This window comes from Roseobacter sp. S87, assembly GCF_055693285.1.
Genome location: NZ_JBVFTR010000004.1, coordinates 2,172,730 through 2,198,411 on the forward strand (window position 1 = coordinate 2,172,730; position 25,682 = coordinate 2,198,411).

A 25,682-nucleotide genomic window follows, 5' to 3' on the forward strand; every position below is an offset into this window, starting at 1 on the left:
AGCGTGTCATTCTTCAATCAATTTATTGAGCTGACGGTCTGCAAGCCGCAACGTGATGACGGAACCCGAAAGAATGGGCACCAGAATTCCAGATAGTGCTACCGCAAAGATGGCCGCGCCGGATATCAACGTAAAATCATGAGGCTGCCCCCGAAACTCAGCCTTAGGAAACCGATCAAATAGAGTGCGCTGGCAACCAAGAGCACCGTATAGAGCGGTTCCAACGGCTCGACTGCGTTGCGGCGTGCACGCTCCAGTGTTGCGCGCCGAAGTTTCTTCCAGTTGTCGCTTGGCTTTTGCATCGGCCTAATCCCTTACCAGTTCGATCCAAGTGTGAACGTCATCATCTCTGACTTCCCGCCCCTCGAGATGTGACTGATACCAACGCGCGACGATGGCCCCGCGCTTCTCACTTTTGATCTTGATGTTTTCTTCGTTGAGGTGCTGATCGAGCGAGGTCTCAATCTGTTTCAAAGCTTCAAAGTCATGAGATGCACGGACTGTCTGCGTTCCGAGCAATATCCACGCAGCATCTACTTCAAACCGGTCTGACATCGCGACAAGCGCCTCCACAGGAAGACCCCGTTGGCCCTTTTCGTAGCTGTGATAGGCGCGATGTGAGACGCCAATCGCCTCAGCCATTGCTGTTTGCGTCAGGCCGACTTCGTTGCGCGCGATAGCAAGGCGCGCGCCCATAGCAATGAAAACTGATTTTGCGTCCTGCCGCATGCAAGGTTCCCTATTGACGAAATCGCCATAACGAGCGAAACTGCACAAAATGACGTATTTCTGACCTTTAGATCATCTGAGCATGTCATAAGGTGCAGAACAAGCGATTCTATTCATATCCAGCGATGGAGGCCGAAATTGACCCAGGAACGTCTTCTCTCTCCCAAACAGCTCAGCGAGATCGTTGGGCTCAGTCCTGCGCAAATTCGCGCGCTCATGAACACCGGGAAGCTAGAGTTCGTGGAGATCTCATCGAAGACCAAGATGCTGACGATGAGCGGCTGGGAGCGGTTTCAGAAGAACGCGACCAAGGTCAAAAGGGCCGAGAGTTCGATGGCGAATTGACGGGGGTGTCCGGTTATGGCGACGACCAATCTCAATATCAGCGTGATCGACAAGCGCATGCTGAAGCAGTCCGAAGCCGCGAGTTACGCCGGGTTGCCGGTGAAGCACTTCAAGGCGGCTTGTCCCGTGCGCCCCGTTGAGTTGAAGCAAGGCACGCTGCTTTGGGATCGCCGTGACCTCGATCTCTGGATTGATGATGTGAAGTCTGGGGCTGTGACCGATACCCGCGACACCATTCTGGACCGCCTTTGATGACACAGGTGCGGGTCAAAGGGTTCAAGATTTTCAAGGACCGGCACGGCAAGCAGCGATGTTATCACCGCGAGACCGGCCACAAGGTTGACCTGACCCACGCGCCTATTGGTTCCGCCGAGTTCTTTGCCGAATGCGAGACGATCCGCGCGATCGCCGAGGCGCAGCGGGCGAAGGCACCGAAGGCCGGAACACTTGGGGGGCTAATCCAGTCCTACTTTGAGACCGAGCACTTCCAAAACCTCGCCGAAGCCACCCGGCGCGACTACCGCAAATGTGCCGATTTCCTTGAGCCGATCCGCGATACGCCGATCCACGTTATCGACACACCGCTAATCGCGGGTATCCATGACAAGGCCGCAAAGAAGATTGGTTGGCGGCGGGCAAATATGGTCCGCACGCTTCTCAGCGAGGTGTTTCGCTACAATATCCCGCAGGGGCTCATCTCCGCCAACTTCGCCAAAGACGTCATTCCCAAGAGACGCCCGCGCGACCGCGCATATGCCAACCGCCCTTGGACCATCGAAGAACGGGACACCGTCTTGGGCAAGGCCAAGCCTCATGTGCGCGTGGCCCTTGCCCTGATGATGAACACCGGCCTCGACCCGTCCGACGCCCTAAGATTGCGGAATGATCAGGTCGACGGCGGCACGATCTGGGGCGTACGCGGCAAGACAGGCGAAGAGGTTGCGATTCCGGTCAGCCCGACCCTTCAGGCCGCGCTTAACCGCATGCCTAACCACGACGCCGAGACTGTGCTTTCCAATTCGCGCGGTGAGGCATGGACATACAACGGCTTTTCGACTGTTTGGCACCGCTTCAAAACCGCCCTTGAGAATGAAGGCCTTATCGAAAAAGGCCTGACCCTCAAGGGCTTGCGGCACACGGTCGCCACGACTTTGCGCGAGGCGGGGCTGGATGAACGCCGCATCGCGGACCTTCTGGGGCAGAAAACACCGTCCATGGCACGGCACTACTCGCGCTCTGCGAACCTTGCCGACAAGAACCGCGAGACGATGGCGACATTGGAAGAAGAGAACCGAAGGCGGGCCGAAAGTGTCAAACCTTCGCAGAAAAGCGTCAAACCCGACCGAAAAGAGGACCAGCCATGAGCAGAAAGTATCATCTTATCAAAGAGTTAAATGGTGCCCGGGGGCGGAATCGAACCACCGACACGAGGATTTTCAATCCACTGCTCTACCCCTGAGCTACCCGGGCACGGGATGCCACTGATGTGGCTGGGTGAGCGGTTTCTAGGAGGTTGTTGCAGGGGTGTCCAGAGCCTTTTTTCCAATCCGAACTGATTGTTTGGTCTGATCCGGCATGACCAGCAAAAGCGCGGTACAATCGTCCGGAACGCTCAGTGCGGGCGCCCCCTGCCCTCAGCCTTGCCGGCTTCTTTCGTCAGCGCCTCCTCAAGCTCATCGAAATCATCAGGATCCTCAGAGGGCACTGCATAGCTGCCGTTCAGCCAGCGTGACAGATCGACATCAGCACAGCGTTTGGAACAGAATGGCCGCGCCTCTTTTTCCACTGGCTTGCCACAGATCGGACAGGTCATCCCAGCACCTCAACAAGCGGCAGGCGCGCCCGTTTGCGCTGAAGTTCGTAGTTCCCCAGCGGCGTCCAGCCTGCGAGTGCTGTCTCCGTATCATCGCGCCGGAATGCCTGTCGCAATGCTGTTTCGAAAGTCCGCCTGTCCTTTTTGGGCATAGGCGCAAGATCCAGCACGATCTGCCCACCGAGGCCACGCAGGCGCAGCGCCCGCGGCAGGTCCCGGGCGCAGGCCAGATTGGCCTTCAGACCTGCGGCCAGCGATATGTCCTTACCCGTATTGACGTCCACCGCCACCAGCGCGCGGGTGGCCTCAACAAACATGAACGCACCCGCCTCCAGCGCAACGCGCGGTGTCCGCAGAGCGTCGATTGCTTCCAGAACACCATGATCCGCAAGCCCGCCGTCCACCGTGCTGATATCTGCAGGCCCGGTCCATTCGCGCCACGCCTGCACATGTGGCCCGTCACCTTCCAGCAGGGTTTCCATCCCGTCACTGTCATCAGTGCGGATACGCTGGGCCAGCGCCGCCATTGCCTCAATGTCCTGCGCGATATCGTCCTCGGAAGCGCCTGAGCAGGATGACCTCAGGATCAGCCCATCACCACTTTCGTCCATGACATCGTGGGCAATTCCAAGCAGGCGGTCACGCTCGTCGTCATCGCGGATTGCGCGACTGATATTATATCCGGGCGCGCCGGGCGTTACGATGGCGTACCGGCTTTTGAAAAGTATCTTCTGAGTGACCGGCAATGCCTTGCCGGGTTCCGCAAACCCGGTGACCTGCACCACCACCGACTGACCAGGTGCCAGGCCACGGACCTGGCGCAGAAACGCGGACCCATCCGGCGTTTTCAGGAACATACCGCCCTGTCCCTTGACCGGACGGTCAGCGGTCGCGCGATAGATCGTTCCGGGTCGTGGCTGGTCACTTTCAATCAGCAGGTCTTCGAGCACACCATCAACCACCAGCGCAGCGGTTTCGCGGTCCTTCCAGTGGTCAAGAATAACAGTACGGCCCTTCATGACATTCCCCTGACGCCTGCTGCGCGCAACAATCCGGCAGTTTCCGCCAGAGGCAGACCCACAATGCCGGTGAAAGATCCACGGATCCATGGAATGAGCGCACCCGCAGGCCCCTGGATTCCGTATCCGCCTGCTTTACCCTGCCAGTCGCCCGTACGGATGTAGGCGTCGAGTTCTTCAGCAGACAGCGATTTCATCTTCACGACGCTGACGGCATCCCGCTCCATCAGCCGGCCCGCGTGGTACACTGCGACAGCTGTGATCACACGGTGCCGTCTGCCGGACAGCGCTTTGAGGAAATCCGCAGCTTCACCTGCATCCGCCGGTTTGCCAAGGATCCGGCGGCCCAGTGCGACCGTCGTATCGGCGCACAGCACCACGTCGCTGTTTTCCGCGGGCACGGCCCGGGCCTTTTCCCGTGCCATACGCGCGCAATAGGGCACGGGCAGTTCACCGGGCTCCGGCGTCTCATCAATATCGGGGGCCCGGATATCATCCGGCACAACGCCGATCTGCGCCAGCAATTCCTTGCGGCGCGGAGACCCTGACCCGAGAATAAACAAGGGTTACTTAAAGCGGTAGTTGATCCGACCCTTTGTCAGATCATATGGGGTCATTTCGACCTGTACTTTGTCGCCAGCCAGAACCCGGATGCGGTTTTTGCGCATCTTTCCTGCCGTATGTGCGATGATCTCATGGCCGTTTTCAAGCTCGACCCGAAATGTCGCATTTGGCAGGAGTTCCTTCACGACACCGGGAAATTCGAGCGTATCTTCCTTGGCCATGGTTTCTCCTGAGTTGCACGTCCGCCGATCTGCGGACGCCGCCTAGATGCGCCTGTTTTCAGGGTTTTTCAAGTGCAATTCATCGCAAGCACACATTTGTGGCATCACCGTCACGACCATCCTGCTCGGTCCAGTGGGTTTTGTTGAGCACCACGCCGTCTGCGCGGACCTGCGCAATATCCGGCAGTGAAACTGGGGCATATGTCCACCCGGCGGCTCCGATCTGCCCCACTGCGATCACACCGTCGGACGGAAACCCACGATCCGGCGGAGCAAAAATGCCCCCCGCACCGGTGGAGACATCCACGGCATCGGACCACGCAGCCTCTCCCACCAGAGATGACATCACTGTCACGCACTGATTTTCGAGCGCCCTTGCCATAGCACCGATGCGAACGCGCCAGTATCCACTGAGCGCTTCGGTGCAGGACGGCACCAGAATGATGTCGCAGTCCGCAAGCGCGCGCCCCAGCAGCGGGAACTCTGCATCATAACAGATCAGAACCCCGATTTTGCCGAGGGCCGTGTCAAAGACACAAAGCGGTCCGCCACCTTCAACACGCCAGATATCGCGCTCGAAACGGGTCATGATCTGTTTGTCCTGCACACCGAACCCGCCGGACGGTGCGAAAAGACGGGCCCGGTTGGCCGGCCTGGTCTGTGTCGCGGTCGGTCCGGATGCCGCGAGGATATGCACGCCGAACTCCTGCGCCAGCCTTGCATGCACGGCATCTGCCTCCGCCAGGCGGTCAGACACAGCATAAAGAGAAGCCTCAAGATCTCCCGCGATTTCAGCGCCATCGAGCGTTGCCAGCTCCATCGCGCCATATTCCGGGAACACAAGCAGATCCGCGGCATTCCCAGCCGCATCCTGAACCCATACTGCAATCTTGTCTTCATACTCGGCCCAGGAACTGAGAAATCCCAAGGGATATGCTGCTGCTGCCACGATCATTTACGTTTCTCCATAGCACTACTAAACAGACGTTGCTGCAGAATGGCCAGTTGTATGGCCGCTGTCGAAGTACTTTTACAATTCTCAAATAAATACATCGAATTGACTTTGTTTTCTTGACCTCTCCAAGCAGCCGATTAAAAAATTCAAAAAGGGGAAGTTGATCACAATGACCATGAAGGGTGTCACTCTGCGCGGCTTGGAAGTGTTTGAAGCGCTTGCAGGCAGCGGCTCAGTCGCCAAAGCGGCGCTGCAGACAGGCCTGAGCCAGCCAGCCGTCAGCCAGCAGATGCGAAATCTCGAAGCGGCACTGAACACTGAGCTGGTGGATCACTCGCGCCGCCCCATGCGGCTGACCCCCGCGGGCAAGGCATTTCTTGCACATACAGAGCGCGCGCTGGATGAACTCCGTCTGGCGCAGAGTGAGATGACCGTGATGGACCTGGCGCATGTAAGGTCACTCAGCATCGGCGTCATCGATGACTTTGACGACAACGTCACGCCGCGGCTCGCGACCATCCTCGCGGACAACCTGCAGGACTGCAGCTTTCGGATGATCACAGCATCCAGCAACGACCTGATGGATGCTGTGTCCGACCGCAGCCTGCAGCTCGCTGTATCCGCTGTCGCAGGCGACTTGCCGGACGGTCTGACCGAATACCCGGTCGCACGGGACCCTTTTGTGGCGGTAGTGCCAAGAGGATCGGGCCTGACGACAGGCACGCTCTTCTCTGCCGGTGCTCTGCCTATGCTGCGTTATGAAGCAGGGCAGATGATCAGCGCCCAGACAGACAAGGAACTGGAGCGTCAGAACCTCAACCCGCCCAAACGCTTCGAGATCGGCAGTCATCTCGCGCTGATGGCGATGGTCGCCCGCAGTATCGGCTGGGCGATAACCACACCACTGGGCTACATGCGCGCCAGACGGTTCCACGGCGAGATCGAAGCAATACCGCTGCCATTCACACCGTTTGCTCGGCAAATCTCGCTGATCACAGCGCAGGAATGGGATGGAGACGTCCCGCGTGACATCGCAGCTACCATGCGGCGGCTTCTGAAAAGCCAGATGATTGATCCGGCGCTGGCTGACCTGCCTTTTCTTGCGGGCGAGCTGCGTATACTTGAGACCTGAGGCACGGCCGGATCTATTCAAGCGGGGACCAGCATGATCAGAAAAATTGTCATTCTGACCGGAGCCGGCATTTCTGCCGAAAGCGGGCTCGGGACATTTCGTGCAGAAGGTGGCCTCTGGGCGCAGCACCGTATTGAGGACGTCGCAACCCCCGAAGGCTTCGCGCGCGATCCGAAACTGGTTATGGATTTCTATAACGCCCGGAGGGCACAGTCGTCGGAAGCTGTTCACAATGCCGGGCATTCTGCTCTCGCAAAGCTGGAGGCGGAATTCGGCGGTGACGTGATCCTGATCACGCAGAACGTAGACGACCTGCACGAAAAGGCGGGCTCTCAGCGCGTGATGCATATGCACGGCGCGCTCAAGGGTGCTCTCTGCGGCACCTGTGACCACCGTTGGCCAGCGCCAATGGAGATGCACCCGGGCGACAGCTGTCCTGTCTGCCAGGCGCCTACAGCCCGCCCCGATATCGTGTGGTTCGGCGAGATGCCCTATGACATGGAAGAAATCTTCGACCACCTGAGCGAAGCCGATCTGTTTGTCAGCATCGGCACCTCCGGGAACGTTTACCCGGCCGCCGGTTTCGTCGCCGAAGCGAAACGACACGGTGCGGCAACCGTCGAGTTCAACCTCGAACCCTCAGAAGTCGGCAGTCAGTTTGATGATATCCGTCTTGGTCCGGCAACCCAGACCCTTCCGGCCTGGGTTGACGAGATTTTGGGTACCTGAACGCAGCAGGCAACGTCAGTTTGTTGCGCTGTGATCCTTATGATCATGCTTCATCGCGCCGTGATCCGGTTTGCGTTCATTGTCGACCGGTATCTCGACCACAATGTCCCCGGCCTCCTCGAAGGTGAAGGTCACCATGACAGCGGTACCCTGTTCAAGCGGTGCTTCAAGCCCCATCAGCATCACATGGTCGCCGCCACGCACCATCATGTGGGTCGCCCCCGCGGGCAGCGGAATACCACCATCAATTTCGGTCATCTTCATAACGCCGTCGCCCTGATCAATATGCGTGTGCAGTTCAGTACGTTTTGCAGCATCTGAACTGACACTGATCAGCCGGTCATCGGTCGCTCCGGTGTTCGAGATTTCCATGAACGCAGCACCGACGGGTGCATTCGGCCGGGACACGCGTGCATACGCGTCACTGATGATGATTTCGGTCGCCATTCCGGCGGCGGGAAGCAGGCACAGCGCAGAAACAGCAGCGCCACGCAGGAAAGGTTTAACAGACATTTTCGTCTCCTGGGTTTTCTGAATTTCTTGTCTTTCGGATCAGATCAGAAAAGGAGGCGCGCGGGAGTGCCGGTGCGCGGACCGGTAACGCACGTGCGGCGCAGCATGGTCAGCTGCCCAGCGCTGCAGGGAAAACCGGGTTTCGCGCGCCACGGCCGATGCACCCGATACAAGCGCCACAAAAGCAGCAGCGGTACAGTCCGGGCATATATGCGGGGCGGACGTCCGGTTGCCTTCGGCGTCTGTGTAAATCGTTACGGTGCTGGTCCCGGTGCAGATGACCATCTGGCCCGTGGCTGCCGTTGCACCACGCGCCACGGCCATACTCTGCCCGGTAAGACCGAGCATCAGGGCCAGCAGGATAGCGAGGAAGGGACGGATCAGATGTCTCACACGCACTGTATATCAGGCCATCAGACGGTTTTACTGTGCCAAAACGACGCGAACCCTGCCCGGGCGGGACAGGGTTCGCAAATTTCAGACTGCAGCCGGATCAGCTGAGCGCTTCAGCCGTATCAGACGATTTGGCGATCGCTTTTTTGACTTTCAGCGCGTTGGGGGACAGGTCGCTGTCCTTGGCTTTTGCCAGGAACTTGTCCAGACCACCGCGGTGGTCAACTGTGCGCAGTGCAGCGGCAGAAATGCGGAACCGGAAACCACGGCCCAGCGCTTCGGACTGCAGGGTCACATCATTCAGGTTCGGCAGAAAACGCCGGCGTGTTTTGTTGTTGGCATGGCTGACATTGTTGCCAGTCATCGGGCCTTTTCCGGTCAGTTCGCAAACGCGTGACATGGGTTCTTCCTTTTCTCTCGCGTCGTCCCGGCGGTCCGGTAAACGACAAAAGGGGGCAGCCTCAGGCCACGCCCCGGAAATTCGTCTGCTGGCTTTAGTGGGAATCGGACAAAGCGTCAACCCGCGCGCCGCGTGTTTTGCCGACTTTCACCCCTGCTTTGACCGCAGGTCAGCTATAAAGAGCTCTGCCGCCGCCGAAGGCGACAGTGCGCCCGCTGTAACACGCTCGGTCAGCGCCTGCAGTACCGCGCGCACCTGTGGCGCTTCAAGCTCCGCGAGCAGCCTGTTTCTGACCTCTTCGCCAAACCAATAACGGGCCTGTTCTTTTCTGGTTCTGTCCCAGAACCCATTGTCGCGACGCCACGTGATCAGCGCATTCAGATCGCCCCAGACTTCTGCCAGCCCCTGCTCGTTCAGGGCCGACACCATTACTGCTTTTGGGAATCCCTCAGGGTCCTGTGCGCGTTTCCGCAGCAGCCTCAAAGCGCCGGCGTAATCTGCACAGGTCCGCGTCGCTGCAGGTTTCAGATCGCCGTCGGCCTTGTTGACGATGATCATATCCGCGATTTCCATGATGCCCCGTTTCACACCCTGCAACTCGTCACCGCCTGCGGGGGCCAGCAACAGCAAAAAGGCGTCTGACATCTCGGCGACCACAGTCTCCGACTGACCAACACCAACCGTTTCGATCAGCACAACGTCAAACCCTGCCGCCTCACAGAGTGCCACGGCCTCGCGCGACCGGCGGGCAACACCCCCAAGATGCGTCTGGCTGGGCGATGGGCGGATGAAGGCATTCGGGTCCCGTGACAGACGGTCCATGCGGGTTTTGTCCCCCAGAATGGAGCCGCCGGACCGGCTGGATGACGGATCCACGGCAAGAACGGCAACTTTCAGCCCCTGCCCGGTCAGCATCATCCCGAAGCTTTCGATGAAGGTTGATTTTCCCACTCCCGGCGTGCCGGACAAACCGATCCGCAGGGCCTGTCTGTCCTTCGGCAAAGCCTCCAGAAGGTCGGATGCCATGGCCCTGTGATCGGCCCGCGCGCTTTCGACCAGCGTTATCGCGCGCGCCAGGGCGCGCCGCTGACCGGCCGCAACCCCTTTTGCCAGTTCCTGAATGTCCATGGCCCTGCCCCGCTTGCCTCTGCACGGTTTTCCGCTGTGGCCCGGAAAAAGTCCAGAGCTTGGCGTACCCTGTTGGTTTCGCTATGGACAAAGCATGCGCTTTTCCCTGCCTGTTGACGACATTCTGCCGGAGCTTATCGCGGTTCTGCGCCGCGACCGGCGGGCTGTACTCCGGGCACCACCGGGTGCCGGTAAAACAACCCGCGTGCCGCTCGCCATGCTGGAGGCAGGCGTCACAGAAGGACGGATCCTGATGCTCGAGCCGCGCAGGCTCGCGGTAAGGGCCGCGGCTGACCGCATGGCGGCCACCCTGGGGGAGGAAACCGGGCAGACCGTGGGATACAGAATGCGCGGGGCGGCAAGAACAGGTGAACACACGCGGATCGAAGTGATCACCGAGGGAATTCTGACACGCATGCTGCAGGATGATCCGGACCTTCCCGGGATCGGCGCCGTCATTTTCGACGAGTTCCATGAACGCTCGCTCAATGCGGACCTTGGCCTTGCGCTCTGCCTTGAGGTGGCCGGCGCGCTGCGCGATGATCTGATCATTGTCGCAATGTCCGCGACCCTTGACGCGGCCCCCGTTGCAACACTGATGCAGGCGCAGATCCTGACCTCGCAGGGGCGGTCGTTTGACGTGCGTGAACATTACCTACCACGTCCGCGCGGAAAGACACGGCTGGAACAGGCGGTTGCCGACCTTACCCTTGATGCGCTGTCAAAATCAGAAGGCAGCGCGCTGGTCTTTTTGCCCGGCGAAGGTGAAATCAGGCGTACAGAAGCCCTGTTGCGGCAACATCTGTCCAGTGACACCTCGCTGCATCCTCTGTTCGGCGCAATGGACTTCAAAGCCCAGCGCGCGGCGATAAGACCCGCTGAACAGGGCCGCAAGGTCGTACTGGCCACGTCCGTAGCCGAAACGTCACTGACCATCGAAGGCATCCGGATCGTGGTGGATTCCGGGTTGTCGCGACGCGCTGAGTTCGATCCGTCCTCGGGCATGTCACGCCTGATCACAACGCGAGTATCCCGTGCAGAGGCGACGCAGCGGGCCGGGCGCGCGGGCCGCGTGACTGAGGGCGACTGCTATCGTCTGTGGACACGCGGCGAAGATGGCGCTCTGCCTGCTCAGCCCCCGGCTGAAATAGAGGCCGGCGACCTGACCGGATTTGCGCTGGAACTGGCAGTTTGGGGCAGCGCCGCAGAGGATCTGACGTTTGCAACGCCGCCGCATGAGGGTCGGCTGGCTGAGGCCCGCCGCGTCCTCCGCATGCTGGAGGCCCTGGATGAAAATGGCCGTATTACACCACATGGACGCCGTCTTGCCTCCCTGCCCCTGCATCCAAGACTTGCACATATGGTTGAAAAAGGCGGAAGTTCTGCGCCGCTTCTGGCAGCGATCTTGTCGGAACGCGATATTCTGAGAGGCGGGCCCGTCGATCTGGCCATGCGGCTGCGCGCAGCCCAGAATCCGCGCAGATCTGAGGCCGATACCGGCCGAACCCCGGACCGCGCTGCGCTCGCCCGGGTACGCGAAGAAGCCCGGCGGCTCAAAGACCGGTCCAGACCGGATGGCGCCACGAACACCGGCGTGCTGGCCGCCCTCGCCTATCCTGACCGCGTCGGGCTCCGGCGTCCGGGAGATGCCCCGCGTTTTGTTCTGTCCGGCGGCAAGGGCGCAATCCTTCCCGACGGCGATCCCTTCTGTAACGAACGGCTGATCGTTGCGACAAACCTTGACGGAGATCCGAGCGAGGCCCGAATACGCCAGGCGGCAGCCATCACCGAGGCCGAATTGCGGGCGACGTTTCCGCACCAGATCGCCTGGCAGAACATCTGCCGCTGGTCCCGCCGGAACGGACGTGTCGAAGCCCGTCGTCAGGAATGCTATGGCGCTCTGATCCTTGATGACCGGACGTGGCCGGATGCCCCTGCTGACACCGTCGCCCGCGCCATGCTGGACGGTGTGCGCCAGTTAGGACTGTTGCCGGGTCCTGCAGCACAGCGCTTTCTGGCCCGCGCCCGGCTCATGAGCAAAGCTGACACCGCATTTCCGGATTTTGACATCGTTCACCTGATGGACACGCTGGAAGACTGGCTGCTGCCGCACATCACCGGCGTACGCAGCACGGCAGACTGGAAAAAGTTCGATCTGTCGGGCGCACTGCGCGCCCGGCTCAGCTGGGATCAGATGCAGCAGCTGGACCGCCAGGCCCCTGCGCACTTCGAAACACCTCTGGGGAACCGCGTCCCGATCAGCTACGAGGACGCGCAGCCACAGGTTTCTCTGCGCCTGCAGGAACTCTTTGGTGTCACCGAACACCCGACGGTCGCCGGAACACCGCTGCAGCTCACGCTCCTGTCGCCCGCCCGCAGGCCCGTTCAGGTGACCGAAGACCTGCCCGGCTTCTGGGCGTCTTCCTACGCGGATGTGCGCAAGGATATGCGCGGGCGGTACCCGAAACACCCCTGGCCCGAGGATCCGACCAAAGCGGATCCGACGCTGCGCGCCAAACCGCGCAAACGCTGAGGCGTCAGCGGCCCAGACACCAGCGCATGATTGCCTTCTGCGCATGCAGCCGGTTTTCGGCCTCGTCAAAGATCACCGAATTCGGGCCGTCCATTACCTCGGAGGTTGCTTCATCATCGCGGTGCGCCGGCAGGCAATGCATGAACAGCGCGTCCGGTTTGGCCTGTGCCATCAGCCCCGCATTGACCTGATAGCCCCGCAGCTGATTGTGGCGACGTTCCCGGGCAGACTGCGGATCATGCATGGACACCCAGGTGTCTGTGACCACCAGATCAGCCCCCGCTACCGCTTTGGCCGGGTCTCTTTCAATCGAATAAAGACCGTCGAGCGCAGCTTCCGGATCAAGCGGCGGTGGCCCCGTGAAAGTCAGATCAAATTCGAACTGTTTGGCTGCATGGGCAAAGCTGGCAAAAACGTTGTTGCCGTCCCCTGACCACACAATTTTGCGGCCCTTGATAGGCCCGCTGTGCTCTTCGAACGTCAGAACATCAGCCATAATCTGGCAGGGGTGCGTGCGGTTTGTCAGCCCGTTGATCACCGGCACGGTCGCATATTCCGCCATTTCCAGCAGGGTCGCTTCCTCAAACGTACGGATCATAATCAGATCGACGTAACGGCTCAGCACGCGGGCCGTGTCGGCGATCGTTTCACCGTGGCCGAGCTGCATGTCAGCGCCGGACAGGACCATGGTCTGGCCGCCCATCTGCCGCACGCCCACGTCAAACGAGACGCGTGTCCGGGTTGACGGTTTCTCGAAGATCAGCGCAACCATGTGATCTTTCAGCGGCTGATCGTCATCCAGCGCACCGCGCGGACGCCCCGCGCGGGCGCTCTTCATTGCGGCAGCATTGTCGATGATGGACCTCAGATCGCCGGGCGCTGTGGTGTGAATATCCAGAAAGTGGTTCATTTCATTTACCTTTTGGAACCTGGCGCTCAGGCAGCTGCGACAGTTTTTGCTGCGGCATCGAGCCGGGACACAGCTTCAGCCAGTTCTTCATCAGAGATGTTCAGCGGCGGCAGCAGACGGATAACGTTATCCGCCGCCGGCACCGTCAGCACCTGCTCTGCATACCCTGCCGCGACCACATCTGTATTGGTGGCGCGACACAGCAGTCCCAGCATCATGCCACTGCCCCGCACGCCCTCAAACACATCCGGGTTGGACGCAACGAGCCCTTCCAGTTTCTGACGCAACAGGCCGGCCCGGCGGTTCACATCGGCCAGAAACTCCGGGTCGGCCACGACCTTCATCACCGCACAGCCCACTGCGCATCCCAGTGGGTTGCCGCCATAGGTCGATCCGTGCGTACCGGCTGTCATACCGGAGGCCGCGTTCTCGGTTGCGAGAACTGCCCCCAGCGGGAAACCACCGCCGATGCCTTTGGCGACCATCATAATGTCGGGTTCAATCCCGGCCCATTCATGCGCAAAAAGCTTGCCGGTACGGCCAACACCGCACTGCACCTCATCCAGGATCAGCAGAATGCCCTTTTCGTCACAAAGCTCCCGCAATCCTTTCAGGCACTGATCCGGTACAGGCCGGATGCCGCCCTCGCCCTGGACGGGCTCGATCAGGATGGCCGCCGTATTTGCAGTGATGGCCGCTTCGAGCGCATCATGATCGCCGAATTCAAGGTGCACAAAACCCGGCAAAAGAGGCCCGAAACCTTTGGTCATTTTCTCGGAACCCGCCGCCGCGATCCCCGCAGATGATCTGCCGTGAAACGAACCGGAAAAGGTGATAATTTCTGTCCGTTCCGGACTGCCTTTGTCAAACCAGAACTTGCGGGCCATTTTCACGGCCAGTTCACAGGATTCCGTTCCGGAATTGGTAAAGAAAACCGTGTACGCGAAAGTATGCTCTGTCAGCAGGTCAGCCAGTTCCTGTTGTTTCGGAATCTGGTACAGATTTGAGGTGTGCCACAGCGCACCCGCCTGCTCCGTAAGCGCGTCTACCAGAGCGGGGTTTGCATGCCCCAGCGCGTTAACCGCGATACCTGCACCCAGATCAAGAAAACGTCGGCCATCTGCTTCCACCAGCCAGGAGCCTTCGCCTTTGACGAAACTCATCGGGGCACGGGAATAAGTCGGCAGTATGGTCGGGATCATCGGATCATCCTTGTCAGGTACGCTCTGGCTGAAGCACGGAACGTGCATGAGCCTCAGGAGCAGGTCAACATTTTTTCAGAAGGTTCAGAGAAAGGGCAAATGCCCCGGTTCACGCAGACGTGGTTCAGGCGCTCAGGCGTCGTCGGTTCAGGATGCGTGTTACAGTTCTCATGCCGACTGCCTAGTACATGTCTTTGCGGAAGAAAAGCGTTTTGTCCCCTTGCGGCATCCTGATCACAGGCGCATAGGGCGGCATGGCTTCCGGCACACCTCAAAATCCCAGACTTGCTGTCCTGCTGATGATGGTGGCGACCGCTTTCATCGCGGCGACCATGCTGCTGGCCAAGGCACTGGGAAGCGATGTCGCCGGACCGGCCCTCCATCCACTGCAGATCACGCACGGACGGTTCGTTTTTGCGTTTGTGACACTTGGGGTGGCGGCTGCGGTTCTGCGCCCTCACATCGCGCGTCCTGACTGGCGTCTGCATCTGGCCCGGACCACATTCGGCTGGGCGGGCGTGACCCTGATGTTTGCCTCCGTGGCCTACATTCCCCTGACAGACGCGACAGCGATCACGTTTCTGAACCCTGTTTTTGCGATGATGCTGGCCATTCCGCTGCTGGGCGAACGGGTGGGCCGCATCAGATGGTCGGCGGCGGCGATGGCGCTGGCGGGCGCGATGGTCCTGCTCCGCCCGACGCCCGACAGCTTTCAGGCCGCCAGTCTTCTCGCCCTCACTGCAGCAGCAGTGATGGGCATGGAGCTCATTTTCATCAAGAAGCTGTCGGGGCACGAACCGGCGTTTCAGATCCTGCTCATCAATAACTTTCTGGGGCTGGTGCTGTCCTCGCTGGCGGTGCTTTCGGTCTGGCAGATGCCCACGGGCCAGCAATGGCTGCTGCTGGCGGCACTGGGTGGCATGATGGCGATGGCACAGACCTGCTTTGTGAACGCAATGGCCCGTGCGGACGCCAGTTTCATCGCGCCTTTCAGCTATGGCACGCTGCTTTTTGCAACAGCATACGACCTGCTCTTTTACGGGCACATCCCGGATACCATCAGTGTTCTGGGCGCGTCTGTTATTCTTGCGGGCGGCATTCTTCTGGCAATCCGCGAGGCACGCATACAGCCCACGGCCGCCAACAGAACTCATTAACGGTTCACCGCTTGTAACTCGGCGCGTGTTGCTTAAAATAGAGCCCTGACGAATTTACAGAGCGGCCCGCCGAACCGGGGCCGCTTTTGACTTAAGGAATGGCCGATGTCCTGGACCGACGAACGCGTTGAGATGCTCAAAAAAATGTGGGGTGAGGGCCAGTCTGCCAGCCAGATTGCAAAAGAACTGGGTGGCGTGACCCGCAACGCCGTGATCGGCAAGGTACACCGTCTGGGACTTTCCAACCGCGCAACGGCGGCCGCCAAGCCTGAGCCCAAGGCAAAACCGGCCCCGAAGGCCGAAGCAAAGCCCAAGGCAGCCCCTAAACCCGCCGAACCCGCTGCCACAGCACGTGCGGAGCCCGGAGCAGCCCCCAAACCGCTGCCGGCGCGCAAACAGATTATCCCGGCCGGCCAGCCTTTGCCGCCGCAGCCTTCCGCCAACGAAATCAGCCCCGAAGCGCTGGCCAAAGTGTCAGAGATTGAGAAAAAGGCGAAAAAGCTGTCCCTGATGGAACTGACCGAGCGGACCTGCAAATGGCCTGTTGGGGATCCTGCGACGGACAATTTCTGGTTCTGCGGTCTTCCGGTGCAACAGGGTAAGCCCTATTGCGAAGCGCATGTCGGCGTTGCCTTCCAGCCGATGTCCTCACGGCGTGACCGCCGCCGCTGACCGGCAGGGCTGAAATCTTTTCAACACAATGGTGAGTTGCGCTCGCGCAGTCATGGTATATGCCCTCTCTGGAAACTGATCCGGAGGAAACCCCATGTCCGCACCTCAGACCATCCGCGCCGCTGACGCCCTGGCACAGCGCCTTTACGATGCCGGCTGCCGTTTTGCCTTTGGCATGCCGGGTGGCGAGGTCCTGACGCTGGTGGACGCGCTGGAGACCGCGGGCATCCGGTTCATTCTGGCCAAACATGAAAACGCCGCCGCCTTCATGGCTGAAGGTGTTTATCACCGGACAGGCGCGCCCGGCATTCTGGTCGCAACAGTCGGACCCGGCGCGCTCAATGGCGTCAACGCCGTGGCCAACGCCCACCAGGACCGCGTGCCTGTCATTGTGCTGGCCGGAGCGGTCGATGCCGACGAAGCGCAGACATACACACACCAGGTGCTGGACCAGCAGGCCGTGTTCCGCCCGATCACCAAGGCCAGCTTTTCACTGGTGCCCGGCGCTGCTCATGTGATCGCAGACAAGGCCGTGGCCATCGCGACAGAAGGGCGGCCCGGCCCTGTGCACATTGATGTGCCGATCAGCGTCGCGGACACGCAGGTTTCCGCATCTGTCCCTGCACGGCGCGCGGATGCGGCTGTCGTGGCCCCCGCCGGCCCGGACCTCGCCAAAGCGCGTGACTGGCTGGCGGCTGCAAAACGGCCCCTGTTGGTGGTCGGTCTGGACGCCATGAATGACAACGCAGGCGCTCGTCTTGAGGCGTTTGCGACAAAGCACAATGCGCCGGTGATCACGACCTACAAGGCCAAGGGCCTTTTGCCGGAGGACCATCCGCTGGCTCTGGGAGGTGCGGGCCTGTCTCCACTCGCAGACAGACACCTGCTGCCTCTGGTGGAAAAAGCGGATCTGATTATCTGTCTTGGCTACGACCCGATCGAAATGCGCACCGGATGGCGGGATGCATGGGACCCGCGACGCCAGAACGTGATCGACATCACGGCGGAGCCGAACCACCACTACATGCACCAGTCCGGCCTGAATTTCATCGCAGACAGTGTCGCCTCGCTGGAGGCGTTGTCAGACGGGCTGGAGGCCGGGGAAACCTGGACAGGTGGTGAGATCGAAGCCACAGCCCAGGCACTGGCGGCGGCATTCCCAACCGATGACCCCCGGGGACCGGCTGGCGTAATTGCCACCTGCCGGGACGTCCTGCCGCGCGAAACCCTTGCCACCGTGGACAGCGGCGCACACCGGATCCTGCTCAGCCAGATGTGGGAATGCTATGAGCCGCGCGGCCTGACACAATCCACAGCGCTTTGCACGATGGGCTGCGCCATTCCGCTGGCAATGGGCGCTCAGGTCGCCGAACCGGACCGCCCGGTCGTTTCTTTCAGTGGCGACGCCGGTTTTCTGATGATCACCGGCGAACTGAGCACTGCAGCGGAACTTGAGCTGAAGACCATCTTTGTGGTGTTTGTGGACGCCTCGCTGTCTCTGATCGAGCTCAAGCAACGCTCGCGGCAGATGAAGAACAACGGCGTGGATTTTGCCCGGCACGACTTTGCAGCAATCGGTCAGGCGTTCGGTGGAGCAGGACACACCGTGACAAACCGCGCAGAACTCGAAGCCGCCCTCAACAGCGCGCTCACTGCGGATACGTTCACCGTTATTGCGGCCGTGATTGACAGAGGTGGCTATGACGGGCGCATCTGACACACCCGGTGCCCTCGACGGGCTGGTGGTGCTTGATCTCAGCCGCATTCTCGCAGGTCCTACCGCAACCCAGATGCTGGGCGATTTCGGCGCAACCGTCATCAAGATCGAGAACCCTAAAACAGGCGGCGATGATACGCGCGGCTGGGGGCCGAACTTTGCGCGGGACGGGAATGGCGGAAAAACCGATCTTTCGGCCTATTTTATGGCGGCAAACCGAAACAAACACTCCGTTGCCGTTGATCTGACCAGTAAGGACGGAAAGCACTTTGTACGCCAGCTGGCCGCGCGTGCCGATGTGGTTATTGAAAACTACAAACCCGGTGGTCTTGAGAAATACGGACTGGATCACGCGACGCTTTGCGGCGTTCACCCTGGTCTCGTTTATTGCTCGATTTCAGGCTTCGGGCAGACCGGCCCCAACCGGGCGCAGCCGGGGTATGACCTGATGGCCCAGGGCTATGGCGGGATCATGTCGCTGACCGGTGATCCGGACGGCCCCCCCATGAAAGTGGGTGTCGGCATCGCCGATGTGATGTGCGGCATGTATGCGACAATCGGGATCCTTGCCGCCCTGCGCCATCGCGATGCCACCGGTGAGGGACAGCATATCGATCTGTCCCTTGTTGATGCTCAGATGGCCTGGCTGATCAACGAAGGTACCAACTATCTCACATCCGGGCGCGAACCCGTGCGTCGGGGTAACGCACATCCGAATATCGTGCCTTACGACGCTTTCGCCTGTTCGGACGGTCACGTTCTGATTGCTGTCGGCAACGATGCGCAGTTTGCGCGCTTCTGTGATGCAGTGGGGCTTGCAGGACTGTCTGACGACACAAGGTTCACCACCAATGTCGCCAGAATCGAAAACCGCGACACTCTGATTGCGCTTCTTGCACCGGCGGTGGCCACATTCAGCATGTCCGGACTGCTGGAAAAGCTGCACAGCGTAAAAGTACCCGCCGGCCCGATCCACACGGTCGCGCAGGCACTGAATTCGGATCAGGCAAAAGCACGGGACACCGTTGTAGAGGTGCCCGGAGACGGGCTGGAAAACGGTGCTGTGAAACTGCTGGCGAGATCCTCTGAAACTGTCCCGGACGCCTGTGACCTACCGCCGGGCCCCGCCCGTTTTTGGCCAGGACACAGCGGGTGTGTGCGACATGTTCGGTCTGACGCCGCCAAAAGCGTAACAATCCCGCAGCGACCGGCCGAAAATTGCCGTTTGGCACAGCCTCCGGCTGCATTTTGCTGAAATATTAGCATCTGGCGGACACGTGGCTTCACGTTGGCGTGTGTGCACCGGCGCATGGCTTCGCCGCGCACGATATTGCGGTAAACAAAGGAAACGAAACGCTAAAGAGGCGCAACCCTGATGAAGTACGATATCTGCCAGAGCCCGGTGTCCCTGCGAACGGACGAGGCTCTTTCGGAATGGAACTATATGGTTCACGCCTTTCTGGCGCACAGCATGGCAACACCAACCCATCTTGGCGCTGTGCTGAAAGGCGAGCCTGACTTTGCGATGGGCCATGCCGCGCGCGGTCTGTTTTCCATGATGATGGGGCGCCGTGAACTGGTGACCGTTGCCGGCGAGGCTGCTGCTGCGGCGCATACTGCCGCGTCCCGCGGTCCGGTTTCCCCACGCGAGCAGGCGTGGATCGACGCGCTGGATCACTGGCTGGCCGGAAGCCTCAGTGGCGCAGTGACCGAGATGGAAAAAATCCTCAGCCAGAACCCGGCGGATACGCTGTCGGCCAAGGTAAGCCACGCCATCCGCTTCATCCTCGGGGATGCAAAGGGGATGCGCCGCTCGATCGAACGCGTTCTGGATGCGCACGGCGAAGACCACAAACTACGTGGTTTTGCCCTTGGGTGTCACGCATTCGCGCTTGAGGAAACGGGCGACTACGAACAGGCGGAAAAAGCCGGACGTCACGGTCTGGTGCTGGTGCCACAGGACAGCTGGGGCCTGCATGCGGTGACCCATGTCTATGACATGACAGCCCGGTCCGATGATGGCATCCGCATGATCGAAGAGCACACGAGCGCATGGGATCACTGCAATAACTTCCGGTACCACGTGTGGTGGCATAAAGCGCTGCTGCATCTTGACCGTGGCGAAATGGATGTGGCCCTTGGCCTCTACGATGCGCAGATCCGTGCAGACAAAACCGACGACTACCGCGACATCTCCAACGCAACCTCTTTGCTGACACGGCTGGAACTGGAAGGTGTGGATGTAGGCCCGCGCTGGAACGAGCTTGCGGATCTGTCTGAAAACAGAACCGAAGACGGCTGTGTCGTCTTCGCGGACCTGCACTATATGCTCGCGCTGACCGGCGCTGACCGGCCCGATGCGGTTGCGGATATGACGGCCCGGTTTGCCCGCGATGCCGCACGCGAAGGTGAGATGCAGTCACGCTATGCCGATCCGGGTGTCGCGGCCCTCGCCGGCCTCAACGCGTTTGCCGAAGGACGCTATGATGCGGCGTTTTCCGATCTTGCCGCTGCCCGTCCCGCCATGCAGACGATTGGTGGCAGCCACGCCCAGCGCGACGTGTTCGAGCGCCTGACAATCGATGCAGGTCTGCGCGCGGGGCGCTATGACGCCACGGAGGCAATTCTCCAGGACCGCCTCGCCCGCCGGGCGGGCAAAGCAGACCGCTACACCACATCCCGTCTTGAGAGCATTTCGCAGGCCCGGCGAATCCCTGCCCAGTGAACGCCACGACCTGATGACAATTCCGAGCGCAACGCATAAAGACCGGCCATGACACTTGCCGACCCGAATACGCTATCCTCCGGATTGTCCGGTGCTGCCACGGCGCATGCCGCTGCAGGCGGCGCGCGTGTGCGCGACCTGCGCCTGGACTTTTTCCGCGGCATTGCAATGTTCATCATCCTGTTTGCACATACGCCGGGAAATTTTTTCACGTCCTGGATCCCGGCACGCTGGGGCTTTTCGGATGCGACCGAAATCTTTGTGTTCTGCTCTGGTATGGCATCGGCCATCGCCTTTGGGTCCACCTTTGACAGGGCCGGATTCGCGCTCGGCACAGCGCGTGTCGCCTACAGAGTCTGGCAGGTATACTGGGCGCATGTCGGCCTCTTTGTGGCAACCGTTGCGCTGGTGGTTTTCCTGACAGATCTGGAAATGACCAGCCGGAATTACTGGGGCCAGCTGAACCTCTGGCCGCTCTTCGTCGAAAGCGAACGCTGGACCAACCAGGACATCTGGCTGAGCTTTGTTACGCTGCAATACGTGCCGAATTATTTCGATATTCTGCCCATGTATATGGTCGTGCTGGTTCTGATGCCGGTCATCATGGCCCTGTCGCGGGTCAATCTCTGGCTGGTTGCGGCTTTTGTGGGTCTTGCATGGCTGATGGGACAGCGCGCGCTGACGGACATGCTGGGCCTGCCACACTGGAACTTCACGGCTGAGCCCTGGGTCAAGGACAACGGCACCCAGCGCGAGTGGTTTTTCAACCCGTTCGGCTGGCAGCTGATCTTCTTTACCGGCTTTGCGTTTATGCGCGGCTGGCTGCCAAAACCGCCCGTGAACGCCGCGCTGATCGGGGTCGCACTGTTTCTCGTGCTTGCCAATATTCCGCTCAGCAACATCGGCGTGCGCGAATTTGGTTTCGACTGGGCGCGTGAATGGCGCATCGATAACCGCGCCTGGATCACCAAATCGGACTTTGGTATCCTGCGCTATATTCATTTCCTCGCACTCGCCTACCTGTGCTGGGTTGCTGCAGGCGACAAGGGTGCACGGCTTCTGGCAACCGGCGCTGGTCTTTGGGCACGGATCTGGCAGAGGGCGCTCACCATCATTCTCAAGGTGGGTCAGCAGTCACTTGCTGTCTTTATCGTCAGCATGTTCACCGCCCGCTTCAGCGGCTTCGCCATGGATATGCTGGGACGCGACACGCTGACAGTGATCGCCGTTAATCTGGCCGGTATGGGTGTTCTTGTGCTCACGGCCTATGGTGCCGGGTGGTTCAAATCCCAGCCCTGGCGCACCCGAAAGGCAGGTGGGTAATGCTGCGTCGCGACGTTCTGAAATCCCTCATGGCCATGGCCGCGGTACCATCTGCGGCTCTGGCCGAAGAACCCGGTCTCCAGCTTGGCGACGGCGCAGCCTTTGACCCGCAGTCGGTCGTGGACCGCGCCCGTGCGCTGGCCGCAGAGCCCTACGCGCCCCGCCCGCTTATTCCGGAAAGCTGGCGCAATCTGACGTATGACCAGTACCGTAAAATCTGGTTCGACAGCCGCAATGCGCTCTGGGAAAACTCCGATACCCCGCAGCGGGTCGACGTGTTCCCGCCCGGTCTTTATTTTCCGCAGGCTGTGGAGATCAACGTCATCGACGGAGGGCGCTCGCGGCCGCTGGCGTTCGACATGGGTGTCTTCGACACAACTGACAAGTTTCCGGATGTCGAGATCGACAGCACGCTGGGCTATTCCGGCTTGCGTCTGCGCGCCGAACTGGAACAGGCCGGCATCTTTCAGGAATACGCGGTGTTCCAGGGGGCCAGCTATTTCCGGGGTATTGGTACGGGTGAAATCTATGGCCTGTCAGCGCGCGGACTTGCGCTGCGTACGGGCGACCCCGCTGGTGAGGAATTCCCCGATTTCACGGCCTTCTGGCTAGAAACGCCACAGCCGGGTGCGGGCAATGTTGTGCTGCATGCGCTGCTCGACAGCCCAAGCTGCACCGGCGCTTACCGTTTCGACATAACGCACGGCAAAGTTCTGCGGATGCAGGTCAGCGCAACGCTCTTTGCGCGCGAAGAAATGCGCCACGTGGGCATCGCCCCGCTGACCTCGATGTTTCTCTTTGACGAAACCATGCGCCAGCGGTTTTCTGACTTCCGGCCAGCAGTACACGACAGCGACGGTCTGCTCATTCACAACGGAGCCGGAGAGGTCATCTGGCGGCCGCTGGCCAATCCGCTGTCGCTGCAGATCAGCGCATTCTCTGACAATAACCCCAAAGGGTTTGGGCTGATGCAGCGCCCGCGCGCGTTTGGTGATTTTGCCGACCTGGAAGCGCTCTATCACAAGCGCCCTGCCCTGTGGGTCACGCCCGGTGAAGACTGGGGGCCGGGTTCGGTGACGCTGGTGGAGATTCCGGCTGATCTGGAGATCTACGACAATATTGTGTCCTACTGGCGCCCGTCCCGCCCGATTGCCGCAGGCGAAAGCCACCGGATGAGCTACACCCTGGACTGGGGCGAGGCACCCGCACCGGCGACCGGCATGCCATTGCGCGTGCTGAACACCGCCATCGGCGGACGTCCCGAGGGTGGCAACATCGTTGCGATCGACTTTGAGGATGGTGCGCTGGTGCCCGAAGACCTGTCGCGCATTGATATTCTGGTGCGGGGCAGTGCAGGCGAAGTCACACCTGGTCTGGTCCAGAGAAACCCCGAGACGAACGGCCCCCGCCTGGCTTTCACATTCAAGCCGGGCGACGCGGATCTGATCGAGTTCCGCGCACAGCTGCGCCTTGATGGTGCCCCCCTTAGCGAAGTCTGGCTCTACCGGTGGACCGCCGGATGAGTGAGGCGCCCCTGATATCGATGCCGGCGCGCGCGCCGCTTCGGATGGACGCGCAGGATCTTTCCGCCCGACCCGCCCTTCGCAATGATGCGGCGACTGCACCGGCCCGGGCCATGCCTTGGCGTCTGGGCGTTTTTCTGCCCGCACTGGTCGGCACGGCCCTGATGCTCAGCGCGATTTATGGCTGGTTGTCTGAAACCGGCATGACGGGCCTGGAGTGGGCCCTGCTGACGATGATTGGCGCGACTTTTGTCTGGGTTTCCCTGTCTGTCAGCACGATCGGCGTGGCCGTGGCAGGCCTTCTCGCCCGCGAGGATGCGGACGATCCGGAGGTCGCCGGGGCGCCTGGCCTTGACGTCGCGCTTCTGGTGCCGGTTTACAATGAAAACCCCAGCGATGTGTTCGGAAACGCGGCGGCCATGCTGGACGACCTCTCGCGCCGCGCCAGCCCGCACCGCTACACGCTCTTCCTGCTGTCAGACTCAACAGATGAGGCAATTGCAGCTGATGAGGCCCGCGCTTTCGCAGCGCTCCGGGCCGGTGCGCCCGAAGGGTTTGAGGTTTACTATCGTCGCCGCGCCACCAACACAGACAAGAAAGTCGGCAACCTGGTCGACTGGATCACCGGCTGGGGGGCGGCACTGGGAAGCCATGGTTGTCCTGGATGCCGACAGCCTGATGACCGGCAAGGCAATTGACCGGCTGGCCAGCGAGTTGAGCCGTGACCCGGACGCAGGCCTCATTCAGACTTTCCCGATGCTTATCGGCGCCGGCACGCTTTTCGCGCGGCTGCAGCAGTTCTCGAACATTGCCTATGGCTGGTTGCTGGCCGAGGGGCTGGCCAACTGGGCAAGAACCGAAGGCAATTACTGGGGGCACAACGCGATCATCCGCACGCGCGCCTTTGCCGCATCAGCGGGGCTGCCACATCTTGCGGGCCGACGCGGTCAGTCTGAGCTCATTCTGAGCCACGATTTTGTCGAAGCCGGATTGTTGCGCCGGGCCGGGTGGCAGGTCCGTTTCCTTCCCCGCGTGACCGGCAGCTTTGAGGAGACGCCCGGCACGCTGATCGACTATGTCCTGCGCGATCAGCGGTGGTGCCGTGGCAACCTGCAGCACCTGAAACTGCTGCGGACGGCTGGCTTGCACCCGGTATCGAGGTTCCATCTGTTGCACGGGGCGGTTGCCTATCTGCTGTCACCGGCGTGGTTTGGCCTGCTGGTGATCTGGACGTTGCTGGGCAAGGATTCTGAAACCAACGTCATCCGCTATTTCAACGAAGCCAATCCGCTGTTTCCCGACTGGCCCCCCGCCATGAGCCACATCGACAGCGCAGTTTTCCTTGTCATCATGTACGCGATGCTGCTGACCCCGAAAATTGTCGGCGCGGGCATCATCGCCCTGCACCCCAAAGCGACACGCGTTTATGGCGGGCGGCCTGCGTTCCTCGGCGCGTTCCTCGTCGAGATTGTTCTGTCCGTGGCCTATGCGCCTGTGATGATGATCCAGCAGACCCGCGCGGTATTCCGCGCGTCCATAGGGCGTTCTGATCCCTGGGCGCCACAGGTGCGTGACGCCCGGGCCTATCCGCTGCGGGTGCTGATCCGGTTTCACTGGATGGAAACACTGCTGGGCCTCGTATTGCTGACAGGGCTGGTGTCCGGGCTTGTGTCCCTCTGGCTCATCCCGATTGCCGCAAGCCTGTGTCTGGCTGTGCCGCTGTCGGCACTGAGCGCCCTGCCCGTGAGCCGTTACGTTCCTGCACCGCTGCGCATGAACAGCCCCAACACGCTGCGCGAACCGGCGATTGTGACCCGCGCGCTGCGTGAGCGTCGCCGCATTGCGCTGCTCCTGAACAACTCAGGCATGCCGGCCGAATAGCCCCTGCCCCCATATTCAAGCACAATAAAACCCGCCCAAAGCCGGGGGGACGACTGTCAGGCGGGTTCCGGCAGGGCCCGGAGGCCTGCCTGTTCAGA

27 protein-coding genes, 1 tRNA gene and 1 pseudogene are annotated in these 25,682 nt (G+C 60.7%); 15 read left to right on the forward strand and 14 right to left on the reverse strand.

Annotation, left to right across the window (positions count from 1 at the left end; all coding sequences use genetic code 11):
* Positions 1 to 125: 125 nt before the first annotated feature.
* Positions 126 to 302 carry a hypothetical protein gene (locus ACZ1HA_RS11615; protein ID WP_472713981.1) on the reverse strand — a complete coding sequence of 59 codons (177 nt, stop codon included), beginning with the start codon at positions 300 to 302 and terminating at the stop codon, positions 126 to 128.
* A 4-nt stretch (positions 303 to 306) separates the two neighbouring features.
* Positions 307 to 729, reverse strand: coding sequence for a helix-turn-helix domain-containing protein (locus tag ACZ1HA_RS11620; RefSeq protein WP_014881196.1), 423 nt, complete (start codon positions 727 to 729; stop codon positions 307 to 309).
* A 138-nt stretch (positions 730 to 867) separates the two neighbouring features.
* Here ACZ1HA_RS11620 and ACZ1HA_RS11625 point away from each other — a divergent pair, with 138 nt between their 5' ends.
* From ACZ1HA_RS11625 to ACZ1HA_RS11635, 3 genes are read left to right on the forward strand one after another with little or no spacing between them, the layout of a single operon-like run.
* On the forward strand, positions 868 to 1,074 hold the full coding sequence (locus tag ACZ1HA_RS11625; protein WP_122075561.1) for a hypothetical protein: 207 nt from the start codon (positions 868 to 870) through the stop codon (positions 1,072 to 1,074).
* 15 nt (positions 1,075 to 1,089) lie between these two features.
* Positions 1,090 to 1,326, forward strand: coding sequence for a hypothetical protein (locus ACZ1HA_RS11630; RefSeq protein ID WP_081893890.1), 237 nt, complete (start codon positions 1,090 to 1,092; stop codon positions 1,324 to 1,326).
* Positions 1,326 to 2,438, forward strand: a complete 1,113-nt coding sequence (locus ACZ1HA_RS11635) for a tyrosine-type recombinase/integrase (protein ID WP_340244736.1) — start codon at positions 1,326 to 1,328, stop codon at positions 2,436 to 2,438. Before ACZ1HA_RS11630 ends, ACZ1HA_RS11635 begins: the two co-directional genes overlap by 1 nt.
* Positions 2,439 to 2,469: 31 nt before the next feature.
* Here the strand turns inward: ACZ1HA_RS11635 and ACZ1HA_RS11640 are convergent.
* The 6 genes from ACZ1HA_RS11640 to ACZ1HA_RS11665 form a co-directional block, all read right to left on the reverse strand.
* A tRNA-Phe gene (locus ACZ1HA_RS11640) sits at positions 2,470 to 2,544 on the reverse strand.
* Positions 2,545 to 2,686: 142 nt separating this feature from the next.
* The gene (locus tag ACZ1HA_RS11645; protein ID WP_472713982.1) at positions 2,687 to 2,887 is read right to left on the reverse strand and encodes a DNA gyrase inhibitor YacG; all 201 of its coding nucleotides are present in this window, start codon (positions 2,885 to 2,887) and stop codon (positions 2,687 to 2,689) included.
* Entirely contained in the window at positions 2,884 to 3,906 is a 1,023-nt protein-coding gene (locus ACZ1HA_RS11650; protein WP_472713983.1) for a ribonuclease E/G, read from the reverse strand. The genes ACZ1HA_RS11645 and ACZ1HA_RS11650 overlap by 4 nt, the downstream gene beginning before the upstream one ends.
* A complete protein-coding gene (locus ACZ1HA_RS11655) occupies positions 3,903 to 4,469 on the reverse strand; it encodes a Maf family protein (protein ID WP_472713984.1) in 567 nt (188 codons plus the stop codon). Before ACZ1HA_RS11655 ends, ACZ1HA_RS11650 begins: the two co-directional genes overlap by 4 nt.
* A gap of 3 nt (positions 4,470 to 4,472) precedes the next feature.
* On the reverse strand, positions 4,473 to 4,691 hold the full coding sequence (gene infA, locus ACZ1HA_RS11660) for a translation initiation factor IF-1 (RefSeq protein WP_005978431.1): 219 nt from the start codon (positions 4,689 to 4,691) through the stop codon (positions 4,473 to 4,475).
* A 79-nt stretch (positions 4,692 to 4,770) separates the two neighbouring features.
* Positions 4,771 to 5,646: a carbon-nitrogen hydrolase family protein gene (locus tag ACZ1HA_RS11665; protein ID WP_472713985.1), complete on the reverse strand. Its 876-nt coding sequence runs from the start codon at positions 5,644 to 5,646 to the stop codon at positions 4,771 to 4,773.
* A 169-nt stretch (positions 5,647 to 5,815) separates the two neighbouring features.
* On the opposite strand from ACZ1HA_RS11665, the gene ACZ1HA_RS11670 reads away from it, so the two are divergent.
* Together ACZ1HA_RS11670 and ACZ1HA_RS11675 are read left to right on the forward strand one after the other, a co-directional pair.
* A complete protein-coding gene (locus ACZ1HA_RS11670; RefSeq protein WP_375230373.1) occupies positions 5,816 to 6,778 on the forward strand; it encodes a LysR family transcriptional regulator in 963 nt (320 codons plus the stop codon).
* 36 nt (positions 6,779 to 6,814) lie between these two features.
* On the forward strand, positions 6,815 to 7,507 hold the full coding sequence (locus ACZ1HA_RS11675; RefSeq protein WP_375230954.1) for an NAD-dependent deacylase: 693 nt from the start codon (positions 6,815 to 6,817) through the stop codon (positions 7,505 to 7,507).
* Between the two features lie 15 nt (positions 7,508 to 7,522).
* Here the strand turns inward: ACZ1HA_RS11675 and ACZ1HA_RS11680 are convergent, their stop codons facing one another.
* The 4 genes from ACZ1HA_RS11680 to meaB form a co-directional block, all read right to left on the reverse strand.
* Positions 7,523 to 8,020, reverse strand: a complete 498-nt coding sequence (locus ACZ1HA_RS11680; protein ID WP_472713986.1) for a copper chaperone PCu(A)C — start codon at positions 8,018 to 8,020, stop codon at positions 7,523 to 7,525.
* Between the two features lie 39 nt (positions 8,021 to 8,059).
* Positions 8,060 to 8,413 (reverse strand): DUF2946 family protein, encoded by a 354-nt coding sequence (locus tag ACZ1HA_RS11685; protein ID WP_472713987.1) that lies wholly within the window; start codon positions 8,411 to 8,413, stop codon positions 8,060 to 8,062.
* Between the two features lie 100 nt (positions 8,414 to 8,513).
* Positions 8,514 to 8,813: a 50S ribosomal protein L28 gene (gene rpmB, locus ACZ1HA_RS11690; RefSeq protein WP_375230370.1), complete on the reverse strand. Its 300-nt coding sequence runs from the start codon at positions 8,811 to 8,813 to the stop codon at positions 8,514 to 8,516.
* A 147-nt stretch (positions 8,814 to 8,960) separates the two neighbouring features.
* Positions 8,961 to 9,941, reverse strand: a complete 981-nt coding sequence (meaB, locus tag ACZ1HA_RS11695) for a methylmalonyl Co-A mutase-associated GTPase MeaB (RefSeq protein WP_472713988.1) — start codon at positions 9,939 to 9,941, stop codon at positions 8,961 to 8,963.
* Between the two features lie 94 nt (positions 9,942 to 10,035).
* On the opposite strand from meaB, the gene hrpB reads away from it, so the two are divergent.
* The gene (hrpB, locus tag ACZ1HA_RS11700) at positions 10,036 to 12,474 is read left to right on the forward strand and encodes an ATP-dependent helicase HrpB (RefSeq protein ID WP_472713989.1); all 2,439 of its coding nucleotides are present in this window, start codon (positions 10,036 to 10,038) and stop codon (positions 12,472 to 12,474) included.
* Between the two features lie 4 nt (positions 12,475 to 12,478).
* On the opposite strand, the gene argF is transcribed toward hrpB, so the two are convergent.
* Both argF and ACZ1HA_RS11710 read right to left on the reverse strand, forming a co-directional pair.
* On the reverse strand, positions 12,479 to 13,384 hold the full coding sequence (gene argF / locus ACZ1HA_RS11705; protein ID WP_472713990.1) for an ornithine carbamoyltransferase: 906 nt from the start codon (positions 13,382 to 13,384) through the stop codon (positions 12,479 to 12,481).
* A 26-nt stretch (positions 13,385 to 13,410) separates the two neighbouring features.
* On the reverse strand, positions 13,411 to 14,586 hold the full coding sequence (locus ACZ1HA_RS11710; protein WP_472713991.1) for an acetylornithine transaminase: 1,176 nt from the start codon (positions 14,584 to 14,586) through the stop codon (positions 13,411 to 13,413).
* Positions 14,587 to 14,840: 254 nt separating this feature from the next.
* Between ACZ1HA_RS11710 and ACZ1HA_RS11715 the strand changes: the two genes are divergently transcribed.
* The 9 genes and pseudogenes from ACZ1HA_RS11715 to mdoH all read left to right on the forward strand — a co-directional run bounded on the left by ACZ1HA_RS11715 (position 14,841) and on the right by mdoH (position 25,584).
* Positions 14,841 to 15,743 (forward strand): DMT family transporter, encoded by a 903-nt coding sequence (locus tag ACZ1HA_RS11715; protein WP_472713992.1) that lies wholly within the window; start codon positions 14,841 to 14,843, stop codon positions 15,741 to 15,743.
* Between the two features lie 105 nt (positions 15,744 to 15,848).
* Entirely contained in the window at positions 15,849 to 16,415 is a 567-nt protein-coding gene (locus ACZ1HA_RS11720; protein WP_472713993.1) for a GcrA family cell cycle regulator, read from the forward strand.
* Between the two features lie 94 nt (positions 16,416 to 16,509).
* Positions 16,510 to 18,132, forward strand: coding sequence for a thiamine pyrophosphate-binding protein (locus tag ACZ1HA_RS11725; RefSeq protein ID WP_472713994.1), 1,623 nt, complete (start codon positions 16,510 to 16,512; stop codon positions 18,130 to 18,132).
* A pseudogene (locus ACZ1HA_RS11730) lies at positions 18,116 to 19,325 on the forward strand (CaiB/BaiF CoA transferase family protein). The gene ACZ1HA_RS11725 and the pseudogene ACZ1HA_RS11730 overlap by 17 nt, the downstream one beginning before the upstream one ends.
* Before the next feature lie 182 nt (positions 19,326 to 19,507).
* Positions 19,508 to 20,857 (forward strand): tetratricopeptide repeat protein, encoded by a 1,350-nt coding sequence (locus tag ACZ1HA_RS11735; RefSeq protein ID WP_472713995.1) that lies wholly within the window; start codon positions 19,508 to 19,510, stop codon positions 20,855 to 20,857.
* 48 nt (positions 20,858 to 20,905) lie between these two features.
* The gene (locus ACZ1HA_RS11740) at positions 20,906 to 22,180 is read left to right on the forward strand and encodes an OpgC family protein (RefSeq protein ID WP_472713996.1); all 1,275 of its coding nucleotides are present in this window, start codon (positions 20,906 to 20,908) and stop codon (positions 22,178 to 22,180) included.
* Positions 22,180 to 23,703 (forward strand): OpgD/OpgG family glucan biosynthesis protein, encoded by a 1,524-nt coding sequence (locus ACZ1HA_RS11745; RefSeq protein ID WP_472713997.1) that lies wholly within the window; start codon positions 22,180 to 22,182, stop codon positions 23,701 to 23,703. Before ACZ1HA_RS11740 ends, ACZ1HA_RS11745 begins: the two co-directional genes overlap by 1 nt.
* Positions 23,700 to 24,401 (forward strand): hypothetical protein, encoded by a 702-nt coding sequence (locus ACZ1HA_RS11750; RefSeq protein ID WP_472713998.1) that lies wholly within the window; start codon positions 23,700 to 23,702, stop codon positions 24,399 to 24,401. The genes ACZ1HA_RS11745 and ACZ1HA_RS11750 overlap by 4 nt, the downstream gene beginning before the upstream one ends.
* Complete coding sequence (gene mdoH / locus ACZ1HA_RS11755) at positions 24,355 to 25,584, forward strand: glucans biosynthesis glucosyltransferase MdoH (protein WP_472713999.1); 1,230 nt, start codon at positions 24,355 to 24,357, stop codon at positions 25,582 to 25,584. The genes ACZ1HA_RS11750 and mdoH overlap by 47 nt, the downstream gene beginning before the upstream one ends.
* Positions 25,585 to 25,682 lie beyond the last annotated feature (98 nt).